Here is a 22,589-nt window from a genome sequence, read left to right as displayed (position 1 = left end):
CGCGCCCTGCCATGCTTTGACCGGTGGCAGACCTGAAGGAGAGATTGACCGATGAAAGCTGCCGTCGCCGATACGCTGGAGTCCCTGGAAAGCTACCGCCTGAAGGATGTGGACATGCCGGCGGCTGGACCGGGCCAGGTGCTGATCAGGGTGGCTGCGTGCGGGGTTGGCTATGTCGACTCTCTGGTGGCGCTGGGCCGGTATCAGGTGAAACCGCCGGTGCCGCACACGCCGGGCCAGGAAGTGGCCGGAACGGTCGAGGCGGTTGGCGAGGGCGTTGCCCATTTGGCGCCGGGCGACCGCGTGATGACGATGACCGGCAAGGGCTTTGCCGACTATGCCGTGGCCGCCGCGCCGATGGTGGTGAAGTTGCCAGATGCGCTGAGCTTTGCCGAAGGGGCGAGCCTGCCGCTGAACTATATCACCGCGATGCATGCCCTGAAGGACCGGGGCGTGGTGGCCGAAGGCGAGACTGTGCTGGTGTTCGGCGCGGCCGGGGGCGTTGGCTCTGCGGCCATTCAGGTGGGCAAGGCGCTGGGCGCGCGGGTGATCGCGGCGGCGTCGACGGAAGAGAAGCGGGCATTCGCGCTGGCCCATGGCGCCGACCTGGCGATTGATACGTCCCCGGAGGGATGGCGCGACCGGCTGAAGACGCTGACCGAGGGAAAGGGGCCGAATGTGATCCTTGATCCGGTTTGTGGACCGCTGTTCGAGCCAGCGTTCCGCTCGCTTGCCTGGCGTGGGCGGCATCTGGTGGTCGGCTTTGTGGGCGGGCCGATCCCTGCCCTGCCCTCAAACCTTACCCTGATGAAGGGCGCGGCCCTTTTGGGCGTAGATGTGCGCCAGTATCTGCAATACGAGACCAAGCGCGCAATTGGAGACCTGCACCAGCTGGCCCAATGGGCCAGCGAAGGCAAGATCAAACCGCCAGTTGGCCGGGTTTACCCCTTTGCCGAGTTTGGCGAGGCGATGGTATTTGCCCTTTCCGGGCAAGGGACTGGCAAGGTAGTTCTGAAAATTGCGGGAGACTGACAGGGCTCCGCCCGCCCATTGAATAGTGAAACAAAGCTTAACGCGGGCACGTCAATTTCGGCTCCGTATGGAAACAGATATTCTCCACTTCGGTATACAGGTGATCGCTAAAATAGAATTCTCATCAAGGTTCGCAACACATGTACGGCATGGTGCATACGGCGGCTCGCAGCATGGTAATCGAAACCCTGGGCGAGGCAGCGTGGCGGAATGTTCTGGAGCAGGCCCATCTCGATGGAGAGAACTTCATCAGCTGCCAGAACTATTCGGACGACGTGACGTTTGCGCTGCTTGATGCGGTCACCAGAATTTCCGGACTGGCGCAGGAAGATCTTCTGAAAAGATTTGGGCGGTATTGGATCGGCTACACGGCCCACTCTTCCTACGGCTCAATGTTCAAGGTCGGCGGTAACCAACTCGCCACGTTCCTGTCGAACCTCAACCGGATGCATGCGTCCGTGCACACTACCATGCCCGCATCGCGCATGCCCTCGTTTGAAATGCTCCGGAACGAGAATGGCCGGATCGATATTCTTTATACGTCTGACCGTACGGGGCTGACTTCTTTCGTCGAGGGGCTGCTGGACGGGCTGATGGATCATTTCGGCGAAGCTGGCCATGTCAGCCACACGTCAACGCCGGAAGGCGATATCTTCACCCTGCATTGCCTGGACAAAAAAACAGAAATGAAGGGCGCCGCCTGATGCCCTTCACCCTCAACGAGGAACATTTCCAGCGCCTGTTTCCTGCCTATGTACAGTTAGACCTGACAGGAAATATTTCGGCGGTTGGCCCTTCCTTGAAGCGGCTTCTGGACCGGGACGTGACAGGCCGCCCGTTTTTCGAGACCTTTGCCGTGGAAACGCCGCGGCGCGTCACCGCTGCCCAAGGACTGACAGACCAGCGCGAAGTGACGCTGATGATCCGCTCCGGGAAGAACCACTTTCGTCTTCGGGGCATCGTGGTGCGCAATGCAGAGGCAATCTATCTACTTGTCGGGCATGTGCCGGATGTGAATGCAGACGAAGGCAGCCTGCAGCTGACGATGAGCGATTTCTCTCCCGCAGATGGATCGCTTGACCTGCTGGTCGCGTCGCATCTGCGCAAGGGACTGCTGCAGGACGCCAAGGCGCTGGTAGAAGAGTTGCGGGAAAAATCAGCCGAAGCTGACGCGCTTGCCCACATGGACCCGCTGACCTCCGTGACCAACCGGCGAGGCTTTTTCCGCAAGCTGGAACAGCTGCTTGCTGTGGCGCGCGCGGACGATACTCCGCTCACGGTTGGTGTCATCGATCTGGACGGCTTCAAAGGCGTCAATGATATTTTCGGCCATGCCGCAGGCGACCAGCTGCTGTTCCAGAGCGGCGCCCGCGTGCGCGCCCTCGCTGGCCCCAACAGCGTGGTGGGACGGCTGGGCGGCGACGAATTTGGCATCATCCTCACCGAGGCAAGTCAGGAGGCCGAGATCCTGGCGATCGGTCAGAAGATCTGCGAAGCCCTGGCTGAACCGTTCGAGGTGAAAGAGGGCGTGGCGCGAATCGGCGCGTCCATCGGATTTGCCTCCTTCCCCGAAGCCGGCGATACGGCAGAAACGCTGTTCGAGCGGGCGGACTATGCCCTTTATCATTCCAAGCACAGTGATCGCGGGCGGCCTGTTCTGTTCACCTGCCAGCATGAACGCCAGATCCGGTATCAGTCCGCAATCGAACAGGGTTTGCGGGACTCGGCAGATGACGAATTCCATCTTGTCTATCAGCCGATCATCCGTGCACGCGATGGGAAGGCGACGGGCGTTGAAGCGCTGGCGCGCTGGACATCGCCGGTACTCGGCCCCATCCGGCCGGACGTCTTCATTCGCGCTGCCGAGCAGAACGGCGCGGTCTGCCGATTGACGCGGATCCTGCTGCGCAAAGCACTCGCGGACGCACGAATGTGGCCGGACGATGTGCAGCTATCGTTCAATCTGTCGGCGCTCGACCTGGCATCAAGCGAGAATGCGGCGCTGCTGCAGGAGATCATCCGGGGGTCCGGATTTCCGCCCACGCGGTTGATGTTTGAAATCACCGAAACCGCCATCATGCAGGACTTCACCCGCGTTCTGGAATGCCTCGCGATGTTTTCCGAAATGGGGGTGCGGATTGCACTTGATGATTTCGGGACAGGTTATTCCTCGCTCGCCTATCTCCAGAAGATGCCGATTGACCGGTTGAAGATCGACCGCTCCTTCACTCTGGGCGTCACCAACCGGCGCGCGACCAGCAGCATCATGCGCTCGCTGGTAACCCTGTGCCGGAGCCTGGATGTTGAGTGCGTGGTGGAAGGCGTTTCGAATGCGAAGCAGGCAGAGGTTCTGACAGATATGGGCGCGCCTTACCTGCAGGGCTTTCACTTCTCACGCGCGCTGACACAAAACCAATTGCTGGGATATCTGGCTTCTCATAAGGCCGGTGCAGGCCCTTGCCCTGGCGAGGATGTTCGCCGAACGGCCTGAGCCTGCGGGCGCTTACTCGGCAGCGACCAGATCAAACTCGCTGCGCCATTCGTCCATCAGGGCACGGTTATCGTGATCCCAGGGATGGAAGCCCGGCTTGAACCAGCTGATCCAGATCTTCCAGCCGCGGGCGAAGAAACCTGGCTTTTTCCAGAGGAAGGTCTTTACGGCTTTCTCTGCCTCTTCGGGCGTGTAGCCGTCAGCTTCCAGCATCCAGGTGGAATAGGTAGCGATGTTGCGGGTGAAGAAATAGCTGATGAGCGCCATTGCCATGCAGCGGCGGAAATAACGTTTGAAGGGTGACCATCCCTTGGTGACTTCCATGAAGACATCATAGGTGACAGCCTTATGCTCGGTCTCTTCCATGGCGTGCCAGCGCCACATGCGCTCGATCTCGGGATCGGTCTTGCTGAACATGTCAGTATGCAGCGCACGCATATCGGCGAGCATGGCGGTGAAATGCTCAAGGCAGATGGTAGCGATCAACATACGCATCGGGCCGCCTTCTCGGGAGAAGGCAATCCGTTCCCGGATGGCTGCGTCTACGCGGTCGACGGGATACTTGCTGCGGTCAATGACCTTGTTCAGCAGGTGATGCTCGCGCGAGTGGATGGCCTCCTGCGCGATGAAATCCTTCACATCCTGGGCAAGCTTTCCGCTCAGCTGATCCTTGTAGGCGCGCACCGCATCTATGAAGAGGCGCTCGCCATCCGGGAAGGTCAGCGAGAGCGTGTTCATGATGGCGGTGGCCACCGGATCCCCGTCCATCCAGTAGCCGGACCGGGCCGGTTCGACGTTGAAACGGATGTCACGGGGCTGGATGGTCACATCTTCAGGAGAGCGTTTCATCAGTCTGGTCTCGCAAATATTGCTGACAGGAGCGGCAGTTAGCCCGTAAGCTCCTGCCTTGACGATTGAGAATGGCAGTTACTGACAAAAATGTCAATAGATAAGACCAAGACGCCCAGGATCCGCCGGTCCCCGGAAGCCTCGCGCGAGAACATCCTGATCGCGGCCGAGAATTTGCTCGTGGCCCAGGGGCCGCAATCGCTGCGGCTGGTGGATGTGGCCAAAGCTGCGGGCGTAGCCAATGCCACCGTGCTGCATCACTTCGGCACCATCGACGGCGTGCAAAGCGCGCTGATGGAAAAGATGATCGGGGAGTTGGTAAGCGGACTGCTCGAAATGGACCTGCCGGCAGACCCAAAGGCGGCGCGGGGCATTGCGATTCAGAAATTGTTTGATGCGTTTGAAAGCAAGGGGGCTGCGCGGCTGGCCGCCTGGCTCGAACTGACGGACGAGTCCCGCAGGCTGCGCACCGTACGCGAAGCGGTGCAAACGATCATCCGCCAGAAGATCAATCAGCCGGAACTTTCCGAAGCGCAGCTGGAGGATTCCATCCTCATCAGCGTGATCCTGGCGATCGGCGTGGGCCTCTTCGGGCCGACGTTGGGCGAACTGTTGGGCAAGCCTTCTGACAGAGCCAGGCAGATTGCCGTGAAGCTGCTGGAATCCGATTTCAGCAAGAGTTGACCGCCCCGCCCGCGACAAGGGCTGACGGGACGGCAAGGATAGCTTACTTCTTTTTGCGGCCGCTCGTCGGGATGTCCTTGAACGGAACATCCTTGTCGACGCGGATATCGCCCGGCAGGCCGAGAACGCGCTCGCCGATGATGTTGCGCAGGATCTCGTCCGAGCCGCCTTCGATACGGGTAGCGGGCGAGCGCATCAGCATGGCCTGGAAACGGCCCTGCTGGGGGCTTTCCTCATTCCAGAGCACGCCGGCCTCGCCTTGAAGGTCGAGCGCAAACATCGAGAGTTCCTGCATGGTGGCGCCGGCGACGAGTTTGCCGATGGAGTTTTCCGGGCCGGGGATCTCGCCCTTCGACAGGGCGGAAATAGCGCGCATGCCGGTGTATTTCAGGCCGCTCTGCTTGACCGCGAACTGGGCCAGTTTGGACCGCACGCCCGAATCCTTCACAGCAGGTTCGCCGTCAATTTCCGCTTCCATGCAGAAGCGGAAGAGTTCCGGGAAGCCGGTGGACATGCCCGAACCGATCGACAGGCGCTCATTCATCAGCGTCGTGAGCGACACCTCCCAGCCCTGTCCTACTTCGCCGAGGCGTTGAGAATCGGGGATACGGACGTCTGTGAAGTAGACCTCGTTGAAGCTCGACTGGCCGTTGGCCTGCTTGATCGGGCGCACTTCCACCCCGGGGCTCTTCATGTCCAGGAAGAACATGGTGAGGCCCTTGTGCTTGGGTACATCGGGGTTGGTGCGGGTGATCAGGAGGCCCCAGTCGGAGTATTGCGCGCCGCTGGTCCAGATTTTCTGGCCATTGATGATCCAGTCGCCCGAACCGTCCTCGGCTTTCACAGCGCGGGTGCGCAGGCCGGCGAGGTCTGAGCCGCTGGCGGGCTCTGAGAAAAGCTGGCACCAGACGGTTTCGCCGCTGGCGAGCGGGGGCAACAGCTTGCGCTTGTGCTCTTCACTGGCCCAGGACATCACCGTGGGGCCACACATGCCGTGGCCGATAGTGAAGACGCCGGTAAGCGCTGCATACGGACCTTCTTCCTGGCCCCAGATCACGCGCTCAATAGGGGTGCGCGCGCCGCCGCCATATTCCTTCGGCCAGTGAAGACAAGCCCAGCCAGCCTCTGCCTTCTTCTTCTGCCAGGCCTTACCGGCAGCGATGGGGTCTTCGCTCACCACGCCGTTGGACGCGAAGCTGGCATTCTTTAGCTCTTCAAGCAGGTGCTTGGGCGCGTTGGCGTCGATCCAGGCGCGGACTTCGGCGCGGAAGGCGGCTTCTTCAGGTGTATCTTTGAAATCCATGTCTCTTTCCTCCCCTTATGCGGCCGTTTCGGCGTTGCCGGCGCTCATGCGTTCGATCAGCTGGCTTTCCCAGGTCGACAGCGATCCGAGCGCGACGGCCAGCGCGTTGGACCGGCGATAATAGAGATGGCAGTCAAACGCCCAGGTGAAGCCCATGCCGCCATGCACCTGGATGTTGTTCTTGGCGCAGTGCTGGAAGGCCGTGGTGGCCGAGACGCGGGCTGTGGCGGCCGCGACCGGGAATTCGGCCGCGCCGGAGTTCAGCGCCCAGGCGCCATAGTAGCAATTGGAGCGGGCGAGCGTCGCCGAAACATACATATCGGCGAGGATATGTTTGATCGCCTGGAAGGAGCCGATGGGGCGGCCAAACGCCATACGCTCCAGCGCATAGTCGCGGGCGATTTCGAGGGAGCGGTCTGCGCCGCCGACCTGTTCGAACGCCATGAGGACGGCGGCGCGGTCGAGCACCTGGCTGGCAATGTGCCAACCGTCGCCTTCTGCGCCGAGGAGTTCCGCCTGCGCGCCGTCAAAGGAAAGGCGCGCCTGGCTGCGGGTCGGGTCAATCGACTCCAGTGTTTCGCGCGAGACGCCCGGTCCGGAAAGGTCGACGAGATAGAGCGAGACCTGCCCTTTTTCATTCTTCGCGGCGATCACGGCGATATCGGCCACATCGCCATCGGCGACAGGAGATTTGGTGCCTGTCAGTTTACCGCCGGAGACGGTGGTCTTGATCTTGGCCGGTGACATGCGGCCCTGCCCTTCGGCATAGGCGAAGGCGCCGATGGCTTCCCCTGCGGCAAGTTTCGGTAGCCAGGCTTCCTTCTGCTTTTCCGAGCCGGCGAGCATCAGGAACTCGGCAGTGAGGTAGATCGAGGAGGAGACCGGGACCGGCGCCAGGACGCGGCCGAGTTCCTCTGCCACCACGCAGAGTTCCAGATGGCCAAGACCGACGCCGCCATATTCTTCAGGGATCGCCGCGCCCAGAACGCCCAGCTCGGCAAGGCCCTGATAGAGTTTCTTGTCGTAGCTTTCCGGGCCTTCAAGTATGGCGCGGACGGTTTCAGATGTGCAGTTCTCGCTCAGGAAGCGGCGCACCTGTTCGCGCAATTGCTTCTGTTCGTCCGAGAAATCCAGGTTCACGAAGGGCCTCCAGTTTCTGACAGGCGCAGGCCTTCCGAAGCCCCGCGCCTTCTCCCGATTTTATGATTGGTGCGAGTTTCAGGACGCTCCCTGCGGCAGGTCAACCCATGCCGCAGAGACAGGCGCGTCAGGAATAGTTCGGCTTTCGCTTTTCGAAGAAGGCGGCGATGCCTTCGGCGAAATTGGGGTCTGTGGAGGTGAGGATCTGGTTGCGGTCCTCAATCGCCATGGCCGCTTCCAGCCCACCGGCATCCACGGCCTGATTGAGCCCATCCTTGGTGAGGCGCAGGCCGAGGGGCGTGGCGTGGAGCATATCCTCGGCGAATGCTTCGGCTTCCTTGCGCAGCTCCGTATGCGGCACGACGCGGTTGGCAAGACCGATCTGCATCGCGCGCTCGGCCGTGATGAAGCGGCCTGTCAGCATGTATTCGCTGGCCAGCGACATGCCGATCATGCGCGGCAGAAAATAGGACACGCCCATATCGCAAGCCGAAAGGCCGATGCGGATGAAGGCGGCGTTCATGCGCGCGTCTTCGCTGAGGATGCGGATGTCGGAGGCGAGCGCGAGGGCAAAGCCGCCGCCAGCGGCTGATCCCTGGACGATGGAGATGATCGGCTGAGGGCAGCGGCGCATGGCGACGTAGATTTCGGCAATCGCGCGCTGGCCGTCGAGCCCCTGCTCCGGCGTGCGCCGCGTACCGCCGCCCTGACGGCTGGAGGATTCCTTCAGGTCCAGCCCGGCGCAGAAGGCGCGCCCTGCCCCTTCCAGGACCACCACGCGAACCGAGCGGTCGTAGTAGAGGTTCTGGAATACCTCACGCAGCTCGCTGACCATCTGGGTGTTCAAGGCGTTCAGGGCTTCGGGCCGGTTCATCGTGATGCGCAGCACGCCGCCCTGCTGATCGAGGATGAGCGCCTGATATTGCCTGGTCATGAGCCGGTCTCCCTTGCCGTTTTCCGGCGGAGTGAAGCGCCGCCGGGGCCACGCGTCCAGACCGGACGCCGGGGAAGCATGCCGTAGTGGAAGCCTGCCTAGAACCGCGTGGTGGTGGAGAAGCGGAACGTCTCCTTCTTGTCATAGTCTTCGGCGCGGAGCACCTGGGAGAAGTCGAAGCGCAGCGGGCCGAACGGGGAGTCCCACATCACGCTGAGGCCGGTGGCCGCGCGGAAGGCCGCGTCTGTTTCCGTATACTGAATGGCATCATAACCGGTGGTGGAATCCGTATAGGCGATGGGGGCGACGATGTCCTGGTCGTAGAGGCTGCCGAGCCCCCCGGCATCGACGAAGAAGGCGCTCTTGATGCCATATTCCTCGGGCAGGAAATTTGGCACGGTCAGCTCGAACGTGCCTTGGTAATAGAAATTCCCGCCGAGCGCCGACCCTCTTTCCATGCTCACCTGTTCGCCTGTATCGGGATCATAATAACGCACGACCTGGCGCGGGCCGATGCCGGCCACATCGAAGCCCCGGAAGTTGGAACCGCCCCGGAAGAAGCGGTTGTTGATCCGCACGGTCATGTCATCGCCCCATGGCTGGATATGACCGGCCGACAGACGCAGCGAAGCGCGCAGAGCGGGCGTGAGACCGTAATAGCCTGTGGCATTGGCCTCCGTGCGCAGGGTCTGCACATCGCCGCCCAGGCCCGCAACATCCTGGCTGAGCTGCATGTTCATCCCACGCGTTGGCTCGATTGGGTCGTTGGTGCCATCCCATGTCAGCGAATAGCCGAGAATGGAGGAAATACCTTCGGTCTCGCTGGTACAGCTGGAGCTGCGGAAGCGATAGCGGATGTCGCATACATCTACGACCAGCTGGCTGGGATCGGTGATGTCGCCCGGTACCGGCGAGCGGACAGTGCCATCCGCATCGCGCACGGTGGTGGATACGAGGTTCCCCTCCGTATCGATGACGATGTTCTGGTCTGTGATGTTCACGCTGTCATATTGCAGCCGGTATCGCAGCCCCAGCTGGGTGCGGTCAGCCACTGGAAACGCCATGTTGAGACCAGCGCCGTAAGAGGTGGATTCGTAGGAAGACACGTCGGTATAGTCATAGCTCGACAGCCATCCCATCAGGCCGGCAGACAGGGTGCGGTCCATGAAGCGCGGCTCGGTGAAACGGAAGGAGGCTATCTGCTGGCGCTGGCTGAGCGAGAGATCAAGGCCTGCAGAGCGCCCTGTGCCGAGCAGGTTTGCCTGCGAGAGCCCCACATCAAACAGGAAACTGTCCGTAGACGAAAAGCCTGCCGAGAAGGACAGCTCGCCGGTGGACTGTTCCTCGACGGTGTAGGTCACTTCGGTCTTGTCTGGCGCGCTGCCGGGGGTTTCCTCCACTGTCACATTCTTGAAGAAACCAAGCGCGCGGGCACGGTTTCGGGATCGGTCAATCAGTACACGGTTGAAAGCATCGCCGTCAGCAATGCGTAGTTCCCGGCGGATGATGCGGTCCAGCGTTTGGGTATTGCCGACGATGTTGACCCGTTCGATATAGACGCGCGGGCCTTCATCGACGACGAACGTGATGTCCACGCGCCGGGTTTGAGGGTCCGCCTTCACGATGGGGCGAATGTCCACGAAGGCGTAGCCAGCTACGCCAGCCGCATAAGTGAGCGAGTCAATCGTCTGCTCGATCATCTTGCCGCGGAAAGGGTCGGTGTCTGCCATCGGCACAAGCCGCTGCAGGGATCCCGCATCAAGTTTTGCCAGCGAGGTTTCAACCTTGATCTCACCGAAGGTGTACGGCACGCCTTCGTCCACCGTGTAGGTGATGAAGAAGTCATTCTTCCCCGGCGCCATTTCGGCGACCGCCGAGGCAACGCGGAAATCATAATAGCCCTTGTCGAGATAGAACTCGCGAAGCTTTTCGCGGTCGTATTCCATACGGGAGGAATCGTAGTTGTCGTTGGAGCTGAAAAAGCGCCAGGGGCGGGACTGCCGGGTGACGATTTCGCTGCGCAGGCGGGCGTCTGAAAATTCCTTGTTGCCGATGAAGTTGATGCCGCGCACACCGCTGGTCGGCCCCTCCTCGATAACGAAAACAACATCCACCCGGTTCTGGGACAAAGTTTTGTATTCAGGCCGGATACGCGCGGAAAAGCGGCCCGAGCGCCGGTAGAGTTCGATCATGCGGTTGACGTCCGAACTCACCCGCGCCGCCGTAAACGGACTGCGCGGCGCAATCTGGATCTCTTCCCGGAGCTTGTCTTCCTTGAGGGCCTTGTTTCCCTCAAACGAGATGCGGTTGACGATGGGATTTTCCACAACCCGCACGACGACATCGTTGCCCCACCGGTCGATGGCAACATCCGCAAACAGACCGGTTGCGAAGAGTGTCTTCAGCGAGAGGTCAATGCGCTCGGCGTTGAAGCTGTCTCCCGGTTCGAACAGCAGATAGGACTGGATGGTGCGCGCCTCGATCCGCTGATTGCCCTCGACAAGGATTGTGCGAACCGTGCCTTCGAGCAGATCTTCCTGGGCCAGAGCGGCCGGGAGGAGCACTGGCTGAAGAACGGCGCCGAGGCTGAGGGAGGCAATGAAAGGAACACGGCAAAGTGCCGTCAGGCTCAGAAGCTTGTTTTTCACGGGCAGTCAGTTCCTGGCTGGAAGCATATCCCGGCAGATCCGGAAAACCGGTATCGCCGGGCTGTCTGGCGTGCATATCCCGCCAGGGCTGGCCTGGTTTTGCCGCAGATGCGCCAGACTGTGGCAGCGCGCCACAATCTGGCTTTGCCCCCGCTAGGCCTTGCTGATCGGCAGGATTACCGTGGCGCGGCAGCCGCCTTCCGGGCGATTGGCAAGCTCGATATGACCGCCATGCGCGAGGATGATATTGCGGGAAATGTGAAGGCCGAGCCCATGGCCACCGGTTGCCGTATTCCTTGATTTTTCAAGGCGAACCAGAGGTTCAAAGACAGCCTCCCTCTGCGCTTCCGGGATGCCGGGGCCATCATCATCGATGATCACCGCGCATTCACTTCCCCTGTCCTCCAGATGGACACGTGCCCGCTCACCATAGCGCACGGCGTTCATTATAATATTTCGTAAGGCGCGGGTGAGGTCTTCCGGCCAGGCGCGGATGACGAAGCGCTGATCTGGCTCATTGAAGGCGACTGGTTGACCGATGTCGCGCAGGTCTTCGCTGAGGCTCTCGACCAACGCACCGAGGTCGGTCATCAGCTTTTCGTCCGTACGCAAACTGGAAGTTCCAGCTTGCAGGGCCGCTTCTGTAAGGCTCTGAAGTTCATCCAGCGCTCGTTCCATCTTTTCGCGCTCGGCTTCGTCTTCGATCATGGCGGCGCGTATCCGCATTGCGGTGAGGGGCGTGCGCAGATCGTGCCCGATGGCGACCAGGACATCCTTCTGGGACTGCAAAGTCGCCTCAAGCCGAGTGGCCATGGTGTTGAACGCCTGCATCACATTGCGCAGGTCGCGCGGACCGGACACCGGAAGCGGCATGTGTTTTTCGCCCCGGCCGAGCGCTTTGGACGCGCGCGCCAGGTCTTCCAGCGGACGATAAATCCACCGGGCCGCAAACCCAGCGGCGATGGCAACGGCGAGCAATGAGAGAGACAGCACATAAACGAAAGGCTGTATGGGAGGACCGCGATCAGCTCCGGAAGTCATCAGCACATTGACCCACTGACCCGGCGTATACTCGATCGACACATTCACCAGCCTGGAGGGAAAGCTGATTTCGCCATCCCCACCACCAAAACCAAGGGGCCGGCGGAAATCGCCACCGGGACCCGGCGGCATGAGAGGCTTGCCCTCGCCGCGAGGCGGAGTGCCAGACAATGGCCCTTGCGGCCGGCGTTCCAAGCCGGTTTCTCCCTCAGGAACCTCCCAACGGTGATCTTCGCGGCGTGGCGGAGGGCCAGGAAACATTACTTCTTCAGACGGCTGACCGGCTGGCCTGGCCACATCAAGCCGGGGAACATTCATTGCCAGGCCATTGTGTCCACTGCTGATGCGGAAGGAGGTTATCTGCCCGGCGTTGCGGCCTGACGCGGCCCATCTGTTATGCACCTGCATACCGGTTTCGTCTTCGGCCGTCACAAAGGCGCGGTCTTCACGGCGAACGAAGAGAACGTTGGCGTGGGCAGATGCCGCCTCAGCGAATGCCGCTTCATCGGGCTGCTCGCTGGCCAGCTTTATCAGGTCAAGCGCAGCTTCCACCTGCGCCTTCTGTTGCATGGCAATGAAGACATTTCGTGCAATGAGCGTGAAGGTAATAATCGCCAGAAGCTGGGCAACAATAAGGGCTGCCACCACGATCACGATCGACCGGGTCAGGAGGGTATCGGCAAAAAGGCGTTTCATAGGCGGCGCACGTCAGCGTCGAGCATGTAGCCGCCACCCCAGACAGTCGTGATGATCTTGGGTTCGCGCGGATCAATCTCGATCTTGCGGCGGAAGCGGCTGATCTGGCTGTCGACGCTGCGGTCGAACACATCGGAATCGCTGATGCGGGTGAGATCAAGGATACGCTCCCGCGAGAGCACGACGCGGGGATTTTTCAGGAAGACCAACAGAAGCTGGAACTCCGTGGCGCTGAGCGGCACGACCATGCCATCATCGCGGCGCAGGCGGCGCTTGGGAATGTCGAGTACCCAGCGGTCAAACTCAAAGAACTGCTTGCCATCATCGCCAGACTGAACGCTCATGCTGGCTTCCAGCCGGCGCAGAACGGCGCGCACCCGCGCCAGCAACTCCCTGGGATGGAACGGCTTGGCGACGTAATCGTCAGCCCCGATTTCCAGGCCGATGATACGGTCGATCTCCTCGGATTTGGCGCTTACGAGGATGATCGGAATGGTCTTGAGTTCGGCAATGCTGCGGCAGAGGCTTAGGCCGTCTTCGCCCGGCATCATGATATCGAGGATGACCAGATCCGGCGCGCGCTCATGTATCTTGCGGCGCGCCGCGACGGCGTTTTCAGCCACATCGGCATCGAAACCCTGAGACTGGAAAAAGCGTTTCAGGCTGTCGCGAATGTTCCAGTCGTCATCGACGATGAGCAGGCGCGGCAGGTCGGCGGACTGTTCCGGTGGGGTCTGCATTCTGTCTTGGTCTATTGTTGCGGTCATTGTTCTTATCCCCATTACTGGTTCTGCCAAAGCTGAGTTCGGCATGTGCGAGCCTGAGCTCCAGGATTGTGCTTTGTGTAATGCGCTGGGCGTAATCGTCGAAACGCATGTTCCGCTGCCAGAGCATTGATCCGGAAAGGAAAACAGGCACCGAAGGCCAGCCGAAAAGGGTGCGCCCCAGCCGCCCTTTCCGGTGCCTGTCGGCAAAGGCGGTCACGGCGTATCGCCCGGGCCGCAGCCCCATGAACACAACGGATTTCTGCCCCGAAACCGGGTCGATCATTGCGGTTCGCCTGGCCAGCCGGGGCTGCCAGGGGAAACCATCGGTTTCCTCCCAGAGACAGACGGCGATACTGCCGCCCTGCCAACCGCGTTCACCATTGCGCACCAGCAGGCGAATGTCCCCGAAGCGGAAAACCTCCGGCGAAAGACTGTGCCCGCCAGCAAAAAGGATGGAGCCTGCGGAAGGGGTATGCATGGTTCAGGCCTGTTCATCTGACCCTGGCTATCTGGCGCCAAGAGGTGTCGGGAGTTTGCCGCGGCAGCTTAAATTCGTGGCACGGCCGGTTCAGGCACCGGACAGTTTCGGACAATTCCGGACATCCCGGCGCCGCCACCTGACATTACAAAGCATAAAGCTTGTCAGTCCTTTGCCCGCCTCCGGCTTCTTGCCGGACAAGTTGTGTCGTCCCGCCATAATCGGGCCTGCCAAGCCCCGTTTCGCGGCACACATTTGCAGTGAGCCCGGGGATAGAAGCAGGGCTCAGACAGAGCGCACTCCCCCACCCCCCGTGCCTGTCTGACGTTCCCCTCGGAGGTTTCGACCGTTCTGCACTCCTTCTCCCCCTGGAGCCACAGCGCGGCGCTTCCCCCACCCCTCCGAGGGGGACCCCCTGAAATTTAACGGACCCGATTGTTGATGCCCCTGTTTCGCAAGATCCTTGTTCTCAGCGTTTCTTCCATTGCCATTGTAACCGGCGCCCGTGCGGCCGAGATCACGACCACCACAACAGCGGCAGTAAGAACCTCCACGGTAAATACCGGCGCGCCCGATGACCTCACGATCACCGATGACGGTGCGATCGAGGTGGCCGACACGCCGGGCTTCACCGCCGTGACCATCGACTCCGACAATGATGTGGTGGTGGATGGCACGATCCTTATCGAGGATTCCGACGATACGGTGGGCATACGTATCGAGCCCGGCGTGCAGAGCAATCTTACCATCAGTGGCACCGTGCAGCTGATAGAGGACTATACCCGCGACGAGACCGATGATGATGACGATGATGACGGCCCGCTTGCCATCGGCACCAACCGGACAGGCATCCTGCTGGGCCAAGGCGCGGCGATGGAGGGATCCATCCACCTGCAGTCCGGCTCGTATATACAGGTTGAGGGCAACGATTCTGCCGGGGTGGTGGTGCTGAGCCCGCTGAATGGCAATCTCAGAACCCAGGGCAGCATCAGCGTTACCGGCGACAATGCGCAGGGCATCACGGCCACGGGACGTGTGGACGGCGATGTGACCATTGGCGGATCTGTCAGCGCCAGAGGAGAAAACGCGACCGGTGTGCGGCTTGATGACGGCGCCACGGGCGCTGTTGCTGTCAATGGCAGCGTCATTTCGACGGGGTTCGTATATAGTTCGACCACGAACTACGTGGCTCCTTCTCTGGTAACGACCGATACCACGCCGCTGGAAGAGCGGCTTGATGCGGATGAACTGCTCACCGGAGGCCCGGCCTTCGTGGTGGGCGGCAGCCTTGGCCAGGGCCTTCTGATCAATGGCGCGGCGCCTGACCCCGACCTCAGTGACGACGAGGATGATGACGAGACCAAGGACACGATCGAAGACTTCAACGAAAACCGCTCAACCGGCAGCATCACCAGTTATGGCTCTGCGCCAGCCCTGTTGATCAGCGCCGACTGGAACGGACCGGCGAGCGAAGATCTGGTTCTGGGCACCGTTCTGGAAACCGTTCGGGATACACTTGACGACGATGATGATGACGACACGGACGAAGTCCTGGCGCAGTTCGCGTATGATTACGGCCTGATCAATCGCGGCGCGATTACCGGGGCTGGTACCAATGTGGGCTTTGACGGCACGGCCCTGCTGATCGAAGGCTCTGCCAGCACTGGCCATTCGGTGATCATCACGGGCGGTATCGAGAATATCGGCACCATCTCTGCGTCTGCCTATGAAGCCAATGCCACGGCCATCCGGCTGGGGACCAATGTCGTAACCCCCACCTTGAACAACCAGGGCACCATCCAGGCGCTGATCTCAACGGAGACAGCGGCCAATGCAATTGCGCTGGAGATTGGGGAAACCGCCAGCCTCACCTCGCTTGTGAACTCGGGGACATTGCTTGCACGCTCTACCGGCAATGCAGGCGAGGCGATCACGGTGCGCGACCTTTCCGGAACACTGGGCACGATCACCAATACAGGCACCATCACTGCGACCTATCTGAATGACGGGGTGAGCCTGACCACGCGAAGCGATGCGACGGCTTTTGATCTGCGGGCGAATACCACCGGCGTGACGCTGCGCCAATATGAGCGCGAAGCAACCTATGACGCCAACGGCGATGATGTGATCAATTCGCTGGATACCCTCGATCCTTCGATCACAGGCAACATCTTCTTCGGCAGCGGCGACGACCTGTTGAAGCTGGAAGCGGGCAAGTTGACCGGGGATGTGGATTTTGGCGCGGGTTCGGACGAACTCAATTCCAGCAACACCGCAATAACTGGCGATGTCAGCTTCGGAGGTGACGGCGCACTTATACGCCTGCTGAACAAATCGACCCTGACAGGCGATATTGACTTCAGCAATACCGGCACGTCCGACTTCCTGATTGCGGGCGGATCGACCTATGCCGGTCTGATTTCCAACACAGCCAGCGATCTTTCCCTCACTCTGGACGCATCGCGCGCGCAGCTCAGCGACGGAACGGCGCTGGCCCTTTCCAATCTTGTGATGGGCAATGGCGCGACCCTCATTCTGGAGATTGATGATGACGGCGTGCAGGATGCACCTGTCTTCACGGTGAGCGGCACCGCGTCGCTTGCCAATGGCGTTCTGATTTCGCCGGTGTTTGCTGGGGTGTCGGATTCGGCAGCAACGTTCACTATTGTGGATGCTGCCGGCATCGTGGCCGATCTTGCCTCCGGGGACGTTTCCCTGGTTGCGGACACACCTTACATTTATCAGACCGAACTGAACTTGATCGAAGGCGCGCGCGATCAGTTGAACCTCGTCTACCGGCTGAAAACCACCGAAGAACTCGGCCTCGACATCAATCAGACGGCCGCTTTCGATGCCGTGCTGGAACTGTTTGGCACCTCCGACACGCTGAGCGAAGCGTTTGCCGGCATCTCAAGCCAGGGGGCCTTCTTTCAGGCTTATGACCAGCTGTTGCCAGCGCGGACAGACGCGTCGACCCGCTTCCTGCGGGCACAGTCAACCTCGACATTCGGAGCGATGGCCGACCAGATGAACCTGCTGGCCAATTCGCCGGGAAAGGGCATGAAGGCTTGGGTTCAGGAAAGCGTGACCTTCACCGACATCAAGACCACCGACAACACGCCAGGTTACAACGGCACAGGCTTTGGGTTCACGGGCGGGCTGGACATTCCGATGCCGTCTCTGGACGCGTTCGGGGTGATGATGAGCTTCAATTCCGGGCGGTATGAAGAGAAGACGGGCGGCAACAATCCGGTCAACACTTCCAGCACGGGGCTGGGCGTGTATGGCCTGAAGAAATGGAACGCGACCTTCCTGCGCGGGGCGGCGCAAGCATCCAGCGTGAATTTCAGCAGCCTGCGGGAGCTGAATATCATCTCCGGCGAGGCTGACAGCTTTCTCGATAGCGCAGATGTTCTGGACAAGCAGGACATCTCCGACTCCATGAGCGGGGACTGGGGCGGATACAGCTTCGCCAGCACCGCTTCGGCCGGCCATCAATTCAAGGCGGGCAGCTTCTATGCGCGGCCCGAGATCTCGGTTGATTATTTCCGCCTGCATCAGGACGGCTACAAGGAAAGTGCACTGCGCAATGCCGCGCTGGCGCTTGAACTGAGCGAGGCTGATACCGAGCGGGCCTCGGCCTCCGCGATCCTGGCACTCGGCGCAGACTGGACCGTGGAGAACGGCCTCTACCGCATTTTCCCGGAAGCCCGGATCGGCGCGCGGCATGAGTTGCTGGAGACGCCCTACGGAGCGACTGCGCGCTTCCTCAACGGGGAGCAGACATTCCTCGTCCGGTCTGAGGAAGAGTTCGGAGACGCGCTGATCGCGGGGATCTCCTTCAACAGCAGTTCCAGCATCTTCACGGCGCGGGCCTCCTATGATGTGGAACTCTCCGAGGCGGGGGCGATCCACTATATCGGCGCGTCGGGCGTCCTGCGGTTCTGAGGGCGGCCGGCAGAGGGCCTGGCAGCCCTTCCCGTCGCGTCAATGTTCCTTCGGTTTTCGGAGTGTGTATGATCCCCCAAAACGATCAAAACAGGATTTTGGGGAGAGACCATGCATTATGCCGAGCTGCTGAAGGCGCGTGAAGAACTGACCGGCCCCGGAGGCGCGTTTGAGATCATCGAGGCGGATATCCTCGGCAATCGCATCCGCACCTACAAGAACGCCCCGCCCAGCGTGCGGGAAGTCTGGCTCTCCACCCTGCAATTCGCCGACCGCCCCTACCTCGTTTATCAGGACGAGCGGCTGACTTATGGCGAGGCGCACGAGATTGCCAACTCCACGGCCAACTGGCTGCTCGCGCAGGGCGTGAAGCCGGGCGACCGGGTGGCCATTGCCATGCGCAACTATCCTGAATGGATGCTGATCTACTGGGCGTGTCTTGCCGTCGGCATCACCGTGGTGGGTATGAACGCCTGGTGGACGGCCGAAGAGATGGATTATGGCCTTTCGGACTCTGCGCCCAAGGTGCTGTTCCTGGATGCCGAGCGCCTGGCGCGGGTTCAGGAAAAACCGGACATGGTGAAGGGAATGCAGCTGGTGGGCGTGCGCATTCCGGACATGCCGGCGGGGCTGATCGACTGGTCTGTGGTGGCTGCGCATGGGGGCGCGCTGCCGGAGGTGACCGTTGACCCGGATTCTGATGCCTGCATCTTCTACACATCGGGCACCACCGGTTTTCCCAAAGGCGCGCAGCTGACTCATCGGGGCTGTGTGTCGAACCTGTTCAACATGCTGTTTGCCGGCGCGTCTTCGGCGCTGGCCGTTGAGCGGGCGACCGGTGTTTCGCCGCCAGCCGAGCCGCCGATCCCGGTGACGCTGATCACCACGCCCCTCTTCCATGTGACCGCCAATAATTGCGGCGCCTATGCCACCACGGCGGCCGGCGGCAAGCTGGTGCTGATGTATCGCTGGGAAGCGGGCGAGGCGCTGCGCATCATCGAGAAGGAACGCGTCAGCAGCATGAGCGGCGTGCCTGTGATGGCGCGTGAATTGATCAACCATCCCGACTTCGAGAAAACCGACACGTCCAGCCTTCTGGCGCTGGCCGGGGGCGGCGCGCAGGTGCCGCCGGACCTGGTGCTGAAGATCGAGAAACAGGTGGCCACGGCGCGGCCTTCCACTGGCTATGGCATGACGGAGACCTGCGGGATCATCACGTCCGTTTCCGGCGACTTCTTCGTTGATAAGCCTGACAGCGCGGGGCCGGCCATGCCGAGCTTTGAAGCCAAATGCGTCGACGATAATGGCAAGACGGTTGGCCCAGGCGAAGTGGGCGAGCTGTGGGTACGCGGATCATCCGTCATCAAGGGCTATATCAACCGGCCGGAGGCAACTGCCGCGAGCATCACGGATGGCTGGCTGCACACCGGCGATGTGGCGCGCATCGATGAGGATGGCTTCATCTTCATCGTGGACCGCAAGAAGGATATGGTGCTGCGCGGCGGGGAGAACATCTATTGCGCCGAAGTGGAATCCTCGATCTATCGCCACAATGGCGTTGCGGAATGCTGCGTATTCGGTGTGCCCGATGACCGGCTGGGCGAGGAAGTGGGTGTCGCCGTGGTGGCCAAGCCAGGCGAAGCGCTGAGCGCCGAGGCCGTGCGCGAGCATTGCGCGGCGATCATGGCGAAGCACAAGGTACCCCGCTATATCTGGATGCTGGACGAGCCCCTGCCCCGCAATGCGAGCGGCAAGTTCCTCAAAAGGGAACTGCGTGACAAGCTGACCCCGAAGGTATCCGCCTAACCGGCTGCCGCCGCCGCGCGCTGCGTTTCAGGCGCAGGAACGAGGCGGCGGCAGCGCCATTCAGCCAGGCCGGTAAGCCTGTCTCCGGGTTCTGTTGTCCCTCTTGCGCGTGCGTCCCCATTGACGGCGTGAGGCCGCCAATTCCAGCCAGCACAAGAACAGAACCGAAGAAGAAGAAGCCCACAGCCTGCCAGGCATGATCGGCTCTCCGGACGCCTGCAGGAAGGCATCTGTTGTTGAAAACAGCGTTCGAGCGAAAAAGCGGACATGCCGAGCGAAAAAAGTTTCGCGGTAAACCTTCTGGGAGGTCTGGCCTTGCGCGCAGCGCTGGGTTCCGGTCAATTTGGCGGGGGAAGACGGGGAGCCGCCATCCATGGACGCAGCACAGTGGAAACGCCTCTCGGCGCTTCTGGACGAGGCGCTGGAGCTGCCCGAAGAGGCCCGGCTGGACTTCATCGATGCGCAAACCCGTGGCGACGAAGACCTGCGCCGTTCGGCGCGCGAAATGCTGCAGCGAATGCAAAAAAGCGCAGACTTTCTGGAAAACCGCCTGCCCTTTGACGGACAAAGCCGGACAATTCCGGACAATCTTGGACAACGTGTGGGCGCCTGGCGCATCGATGGGCTGATAGGCCGGGGCGGGATGGGCGCGGTTTACGCAGTATCCCGGCAGGATAGCGGGTTTGAGCAGCATGGCGCGCTGAAGCGCCTGCCAGAAGGCTCGGACGAGGGCCGGTGGCGGTTTGAGGCGGAGCGCCAGATTCTGGCGCGGCTGGACCATCCCGGCCTCGCGCGCGTGTATGATGGCGGGGTTGATGCCGGGGGCCAGCCCTGGATGGTGATTGAGCGGATTGAAGGCGGACCGATTGATACCTGGTGCCGGGACCATGCGGCCGATTTCTCCAAACGCATCCACAAGGCGCTTGAGGCGATTGAGGCGGTTGCCTTCGCTCACAAGGCCCTGGTGCTGCACCGCGATCTCAAGCCGGCGAATGTGCTGATTGACGCGAGCGGCCGCGCCCGGGTGATCGACTTTGGTATTGCCAAGCAGATGGATCTCAGTGCACGCACAGAGGGATTGCTGCCGCTGTCAGCGCCTTATGCGGCGCCCGAGCTTCTGACGGGTGAGCCTGTTGGCCCGCCGTGCGATGTCTATGGGGCCGCTGCGCTGCTGTATGAGTTGATGATGGGCAAGCCGCCGATCAGCCTTGAGGGCGTTCCCGTGGCGCTGGGCGTGGGACGCATCCTGGATACCGTGCCCGCGCCGCTGAATGCGGCAGCCTCGCCGGTGCTGGCAACAGCCCGAACCCGGCAGGTTGCTGATCTCAACGCCGTGCTGCAGAAGGCACTGCGCAAGCCGCCGGGAGATCGCTACGCTACCCTGGAAGCGCTGGCCGAAGACCTGCGGCGGGTGCTCAGCGGGGACGGCGTGGAAGCGCGCGCCGGAGAGAATGGATACCGGCTGAGACGGCAGCTTTGGCAATGGCGCTGGCCGGTGGCAGCGGCGGCAGCCATCATGTTGAGCCTCACTGCAGGCCTCGTCACCACATTGTGGCAGCGCAACGAAGCCGTCGCCGCGCGCGATGCGGCGCTGGCCGAAGAAACGCGCGGAGACGCGGTGCGCCAATCTCTTTACCTGCTGCTGGGTGAGAGCGCCGAAGCGGGCGGAACAGACGCAACGGGCCGCGAAGTGCTCCAGCGCGCTACCAGCCGCATTCGCCAGCAATATGTGAATAATCCCGCCGAAGCCGCGCCCCTTCTCCATGCTTTGGGAGAGCTCTATTTCTTCATGGGCGACTATGAAGAGGCGATCTCCGTTCTCCGGACGCTGATCCTGACGGGAGAAGAAGCCGGCGCGCCGCCTGATACGTTGGCGCTGGCGCGGTTTGACCTTGCCCAATCCTTGGTACGCACAGGCGGGATGGAGGAAGCCGCAGACCTTCTGAGACAAGCGCAGGCATTCTGGAGCGCTGATCCGTCGAAATGGCGTATACGGTTGATTGATAGCCGCCTGGTGGAGGCACAGATTTTGCGCGCTGCCGATCCCGCAGCCGCTGCCCGGTTGCTGGAGACGGCGCTGGCCGACCATATCGCGCTGCATGGCTCGGCGAACCGGCAGGCAGGCGTCTTCCAGAACAATCTGGGCGTGACCCTGCAGACGATGGGCGATCTGAACGGAGCGCGGCAGGCAATGGAAGCGGCATGGGAAATTTGGCGGACAACCGGCCTCTCCGAAACGCCAGATGCCTTGAACACCGCCAATAATCTTGCCGCTGTCGAAATGCTTCAAGGCCGCGCGGAGGTGGCTGCGCCGCTGTTTGCCGAGGCGCTTCGCCTGCGGCGCAATCTGTTTGGACCCTCTGCGGCCACCGCGGCGCTGCTGAACAATTACGGCAAGGTTCTGCTGCAGCTGGAGCGCCCCGCCGAAGCCCGGCCCCTGCTTGCCGAGGCGGTCGATATGGCCGCGCGATACTCCGGCCCGGGATCATTGCTGCATGTGGCAGCGCTGTCGGGCTTATCTGAAGCTGAGGTCGCCAATGGCGCCAGCGGCGAAGCGCCGGCGGAACAAGCCGTGAGACTGGCGGGCGAAAATCCTGCGGCGCGTGTCATGGCCAACATCGCCCACGGCAGGGCACTGGCGGATGCCGGAAAGCCGGACCAGGCACGGGAGGCGCTCGCACACGCAGAGACCGATCTTCCCGCCCTTGGCCCATCCGGAGCACGCCTGCAACAGGCGGCAGAGGACGTACGTAAGAAATACGGGCTTTGAGG

15 protein-coding genes are annotated in these 22,589 nt (G+C 61.5%); 7 read left to right on the top strand and 8 right to left on the bottom strand.

The window, feature by feature from the left end:
• The first annotated feature begins 51 nt into the window (after positions 1-51).
• From HPO_RS03955 to HPO_RS03945, 3 genes are all read left to right on the top strand, one after another.
• Positions 52-1,032, top strand: a complete 981-nt coding sequence (locus HPO_RS03955; protein ID WP_035594701.1) for an NADPH:quinone oxidoreductase family protein — start codon at positions 52-54, stop codon at positions 1,030-1,032.
• 140 nt (positions 1,033-1,172) lie between these two features.
• Entirely contained in the window at positions 1,173-1,736 is a 564-nt protein-coding gene (locus HPO_RS03950; RefSeq protein ID WP_051612245.1) for a heme NO-binding domain-containing protein, read from the top strand.
• Positions 1,736-3,523, top strand: a complete 1,788-nt coding sequence (locus tag HPO_RS03945; RefSeq protein ID WP_051612244.1) for a putative bifunctional diguanylate cyclase/phosphodiesterase — start codon at positions 1,736-1,738, stop codon at positions 3,521-3,523. Before HPO_RS03950 ends, HPO_RS03945 begins: the two co-directional genes overlap by 1 nt.
• 12 nt (positions 3,524-3,535) lie before the next feature.
• Here HPO_RS03945 and HPO_RS03940 read toward each other — a convergent pair whose 3' ends face one another.
• Positions 3,536-4,372: a metal-dependent hydrolase gene (locus HPO_RS03940; RefSeq protein ID WP_035594698.1), complete on the bottom strand. Its 837-nt coding sequence runs from the start codon at positions 4,370-4,372 to the stop codon at positions 3,536-3,538.
• Positions 4,373-4,462: 90 nt separating this feature from the next.
• Here HPO_RS03940 and HPO_RS03935 point away from each other — a divergent pair, with 90 nt between their 5' ends.
• Complete coding sequence (locus HPO_RS03935; protein WP_035594696.1) at positions 4,463-5,056, top strand: TetR/AcrR family transcriptional regulator; 594 nt, start codon at positions 4,463-4,465, stop codon at positions 5,054-5,056.
• A 43-nt stretch (positions 5,057-5,099) separates the two neighbouring features.
• Here HPO_RS03935 and HPO_RS03930 read toward each other — a convergent pair whose 3' ends face one another.
• From HPO_RS03930 to HPO_RS03900, 7 genes are all read right to left on the bottom strand, one after another.
• Positions 5,100-6,359, bottom strand: coding sequence for an acyl-CoA dehydrogenase (locus HPO_RS03930; RefSeq protein WP_035594694.1), 1,260 nt, complete (start codon positions 6,357-6,359; stop codon positions 5,100-5,102).
• Between the two features lie 15 nt (positions 6,360-6,374).
• Positions 6,375-7,499, bottom strand: coding sequence for an acyl-CoA dehydrogenase family protein (locus HPO_RS03925; protein WP_035594693.1), 1,125 nt, complete (start codon positions 7,497-7,499; stop codon positions 6,375-6,377).
• 127 nt (positions 7,500-7,626) lie between these two features.
• On the bottom strand, positions 7,627-8,433 hold the full coding sequence (locus HPO_RS03920; RefSeq protein ID WP_035594691.1) for an enoyl-CoA hydratase/isomerase family protein: 807 nt from the start codon (positions 8,431-8,433) through the stop codon (positions 7,627-7,629).
• Between the two features lie 98 nt (positions 8,434-8,531).
• The gene (gene bamA, locus HPO_RS03915; RefSeq protein ID WP_241767858.1) at positions 8,532-11,081 is read right to left on the bottom strand and encodes an outer membrane protein assembly factor BamA; all 2,550 of its coding nucleotides are present in this window, start codon (positions 11,079-11,081) and stop codon (positions 8,532-8,534) included.
• 153 nt (positions 11,082-11,234) lie between these two features.
• Positions 11,235-12,818, bottom strand: a complete 1,584-nt coding sequence (locus tag HPO_RS19555; protein ID WP_051612243.1) for a HAMP domain-containing sensor histidine kinase — start codon at positions 12,816-12,818, stop codon at positions 11,235-11,237.
• Complete coding sequence (locus HPO_RS03905; protein WP_051612242.1) at positions 12,815-13,558, bottom strand: response regulator; 744 nt, start codon at positions 13,556-13,558, stop codon at positions 12,815-12,817. The genes HPO_RS19555 and HPO_RS03905 overlap by 4 nt, the downstream gene beginning before the upstream one ends.
• Positions 13,503-14,063, bottom strand: a complete 561-nt coding sequence (locus HPO_RS03900) for a DUF2141 domain-containing protein (protein WP_035594690.1) — start codon at positions 14,061-14,063, stop codon at positions 13,503-13,505. The genes HPO_RS03905 and HPO_RS03900 overlap by 56 nt, the downstream gene beginning before the upstream one ends.
• Before the next feature lie 441 nt (positions 14,064-14,504).
• Here HPO_RS03900 and HPO_RS03895 point away from each other — a divergent pair, with 441 nt between their 5' ends.
• From HPO_RS03895 to HPO_RS03885, 3 genes are all read left to right on the top strand, one after another.
• Positions 14,505-18,011, top strand: coding sequence for an autotransporter family protein (locus HPO_RS03895; RefSeq protein ID WP_035594688.1), 3,507 nt, complete (start codon positions 14,505-14,507; stop codon positions 18,009-18,011).
• A 111-nt stretch (positions 18,012-18,122) separates the two neighbouring features.
• Entirely contained in the window at positions 18,123-19,817 is a 1,695-nt protein-coding gene (locus tag HPO_RS03890; RefSeq protein WP_035594687.1) for a class I adenylate-forming enzyme family protein, read from the top strand.
• 373 nt (positions 19,818-20,190) lie between these two features.
• Complete coding sequence (locus tag HPO_RS03885; protein ID WP_035594685.1) at positions 20,191-22,587, top strand: serine/threonine-protein kinase; 2,397 nt, start codon at positions 20,191-20,193, stop codon at positions 22,585-22,587.
• Positions 22,588-22,589: the final 2 nt, after the last annotated feature.

It is taken from the genome of Hyphomonas polymorpha PS728, from assembly GCF_000685315.1.
Taxonomy (GTDB): domain Bacteria; phylum Pseudomonadota; class Alphaproteobacteria; order Caulobacterales; family Hyphomonadaceae; genus Hyphomonas; species Hyphomonas polymorpha.
Note: the sequence above shows the minus strand (reverse complement) of the source record. Positions and strands in the feature narration are given on the sequence as shown.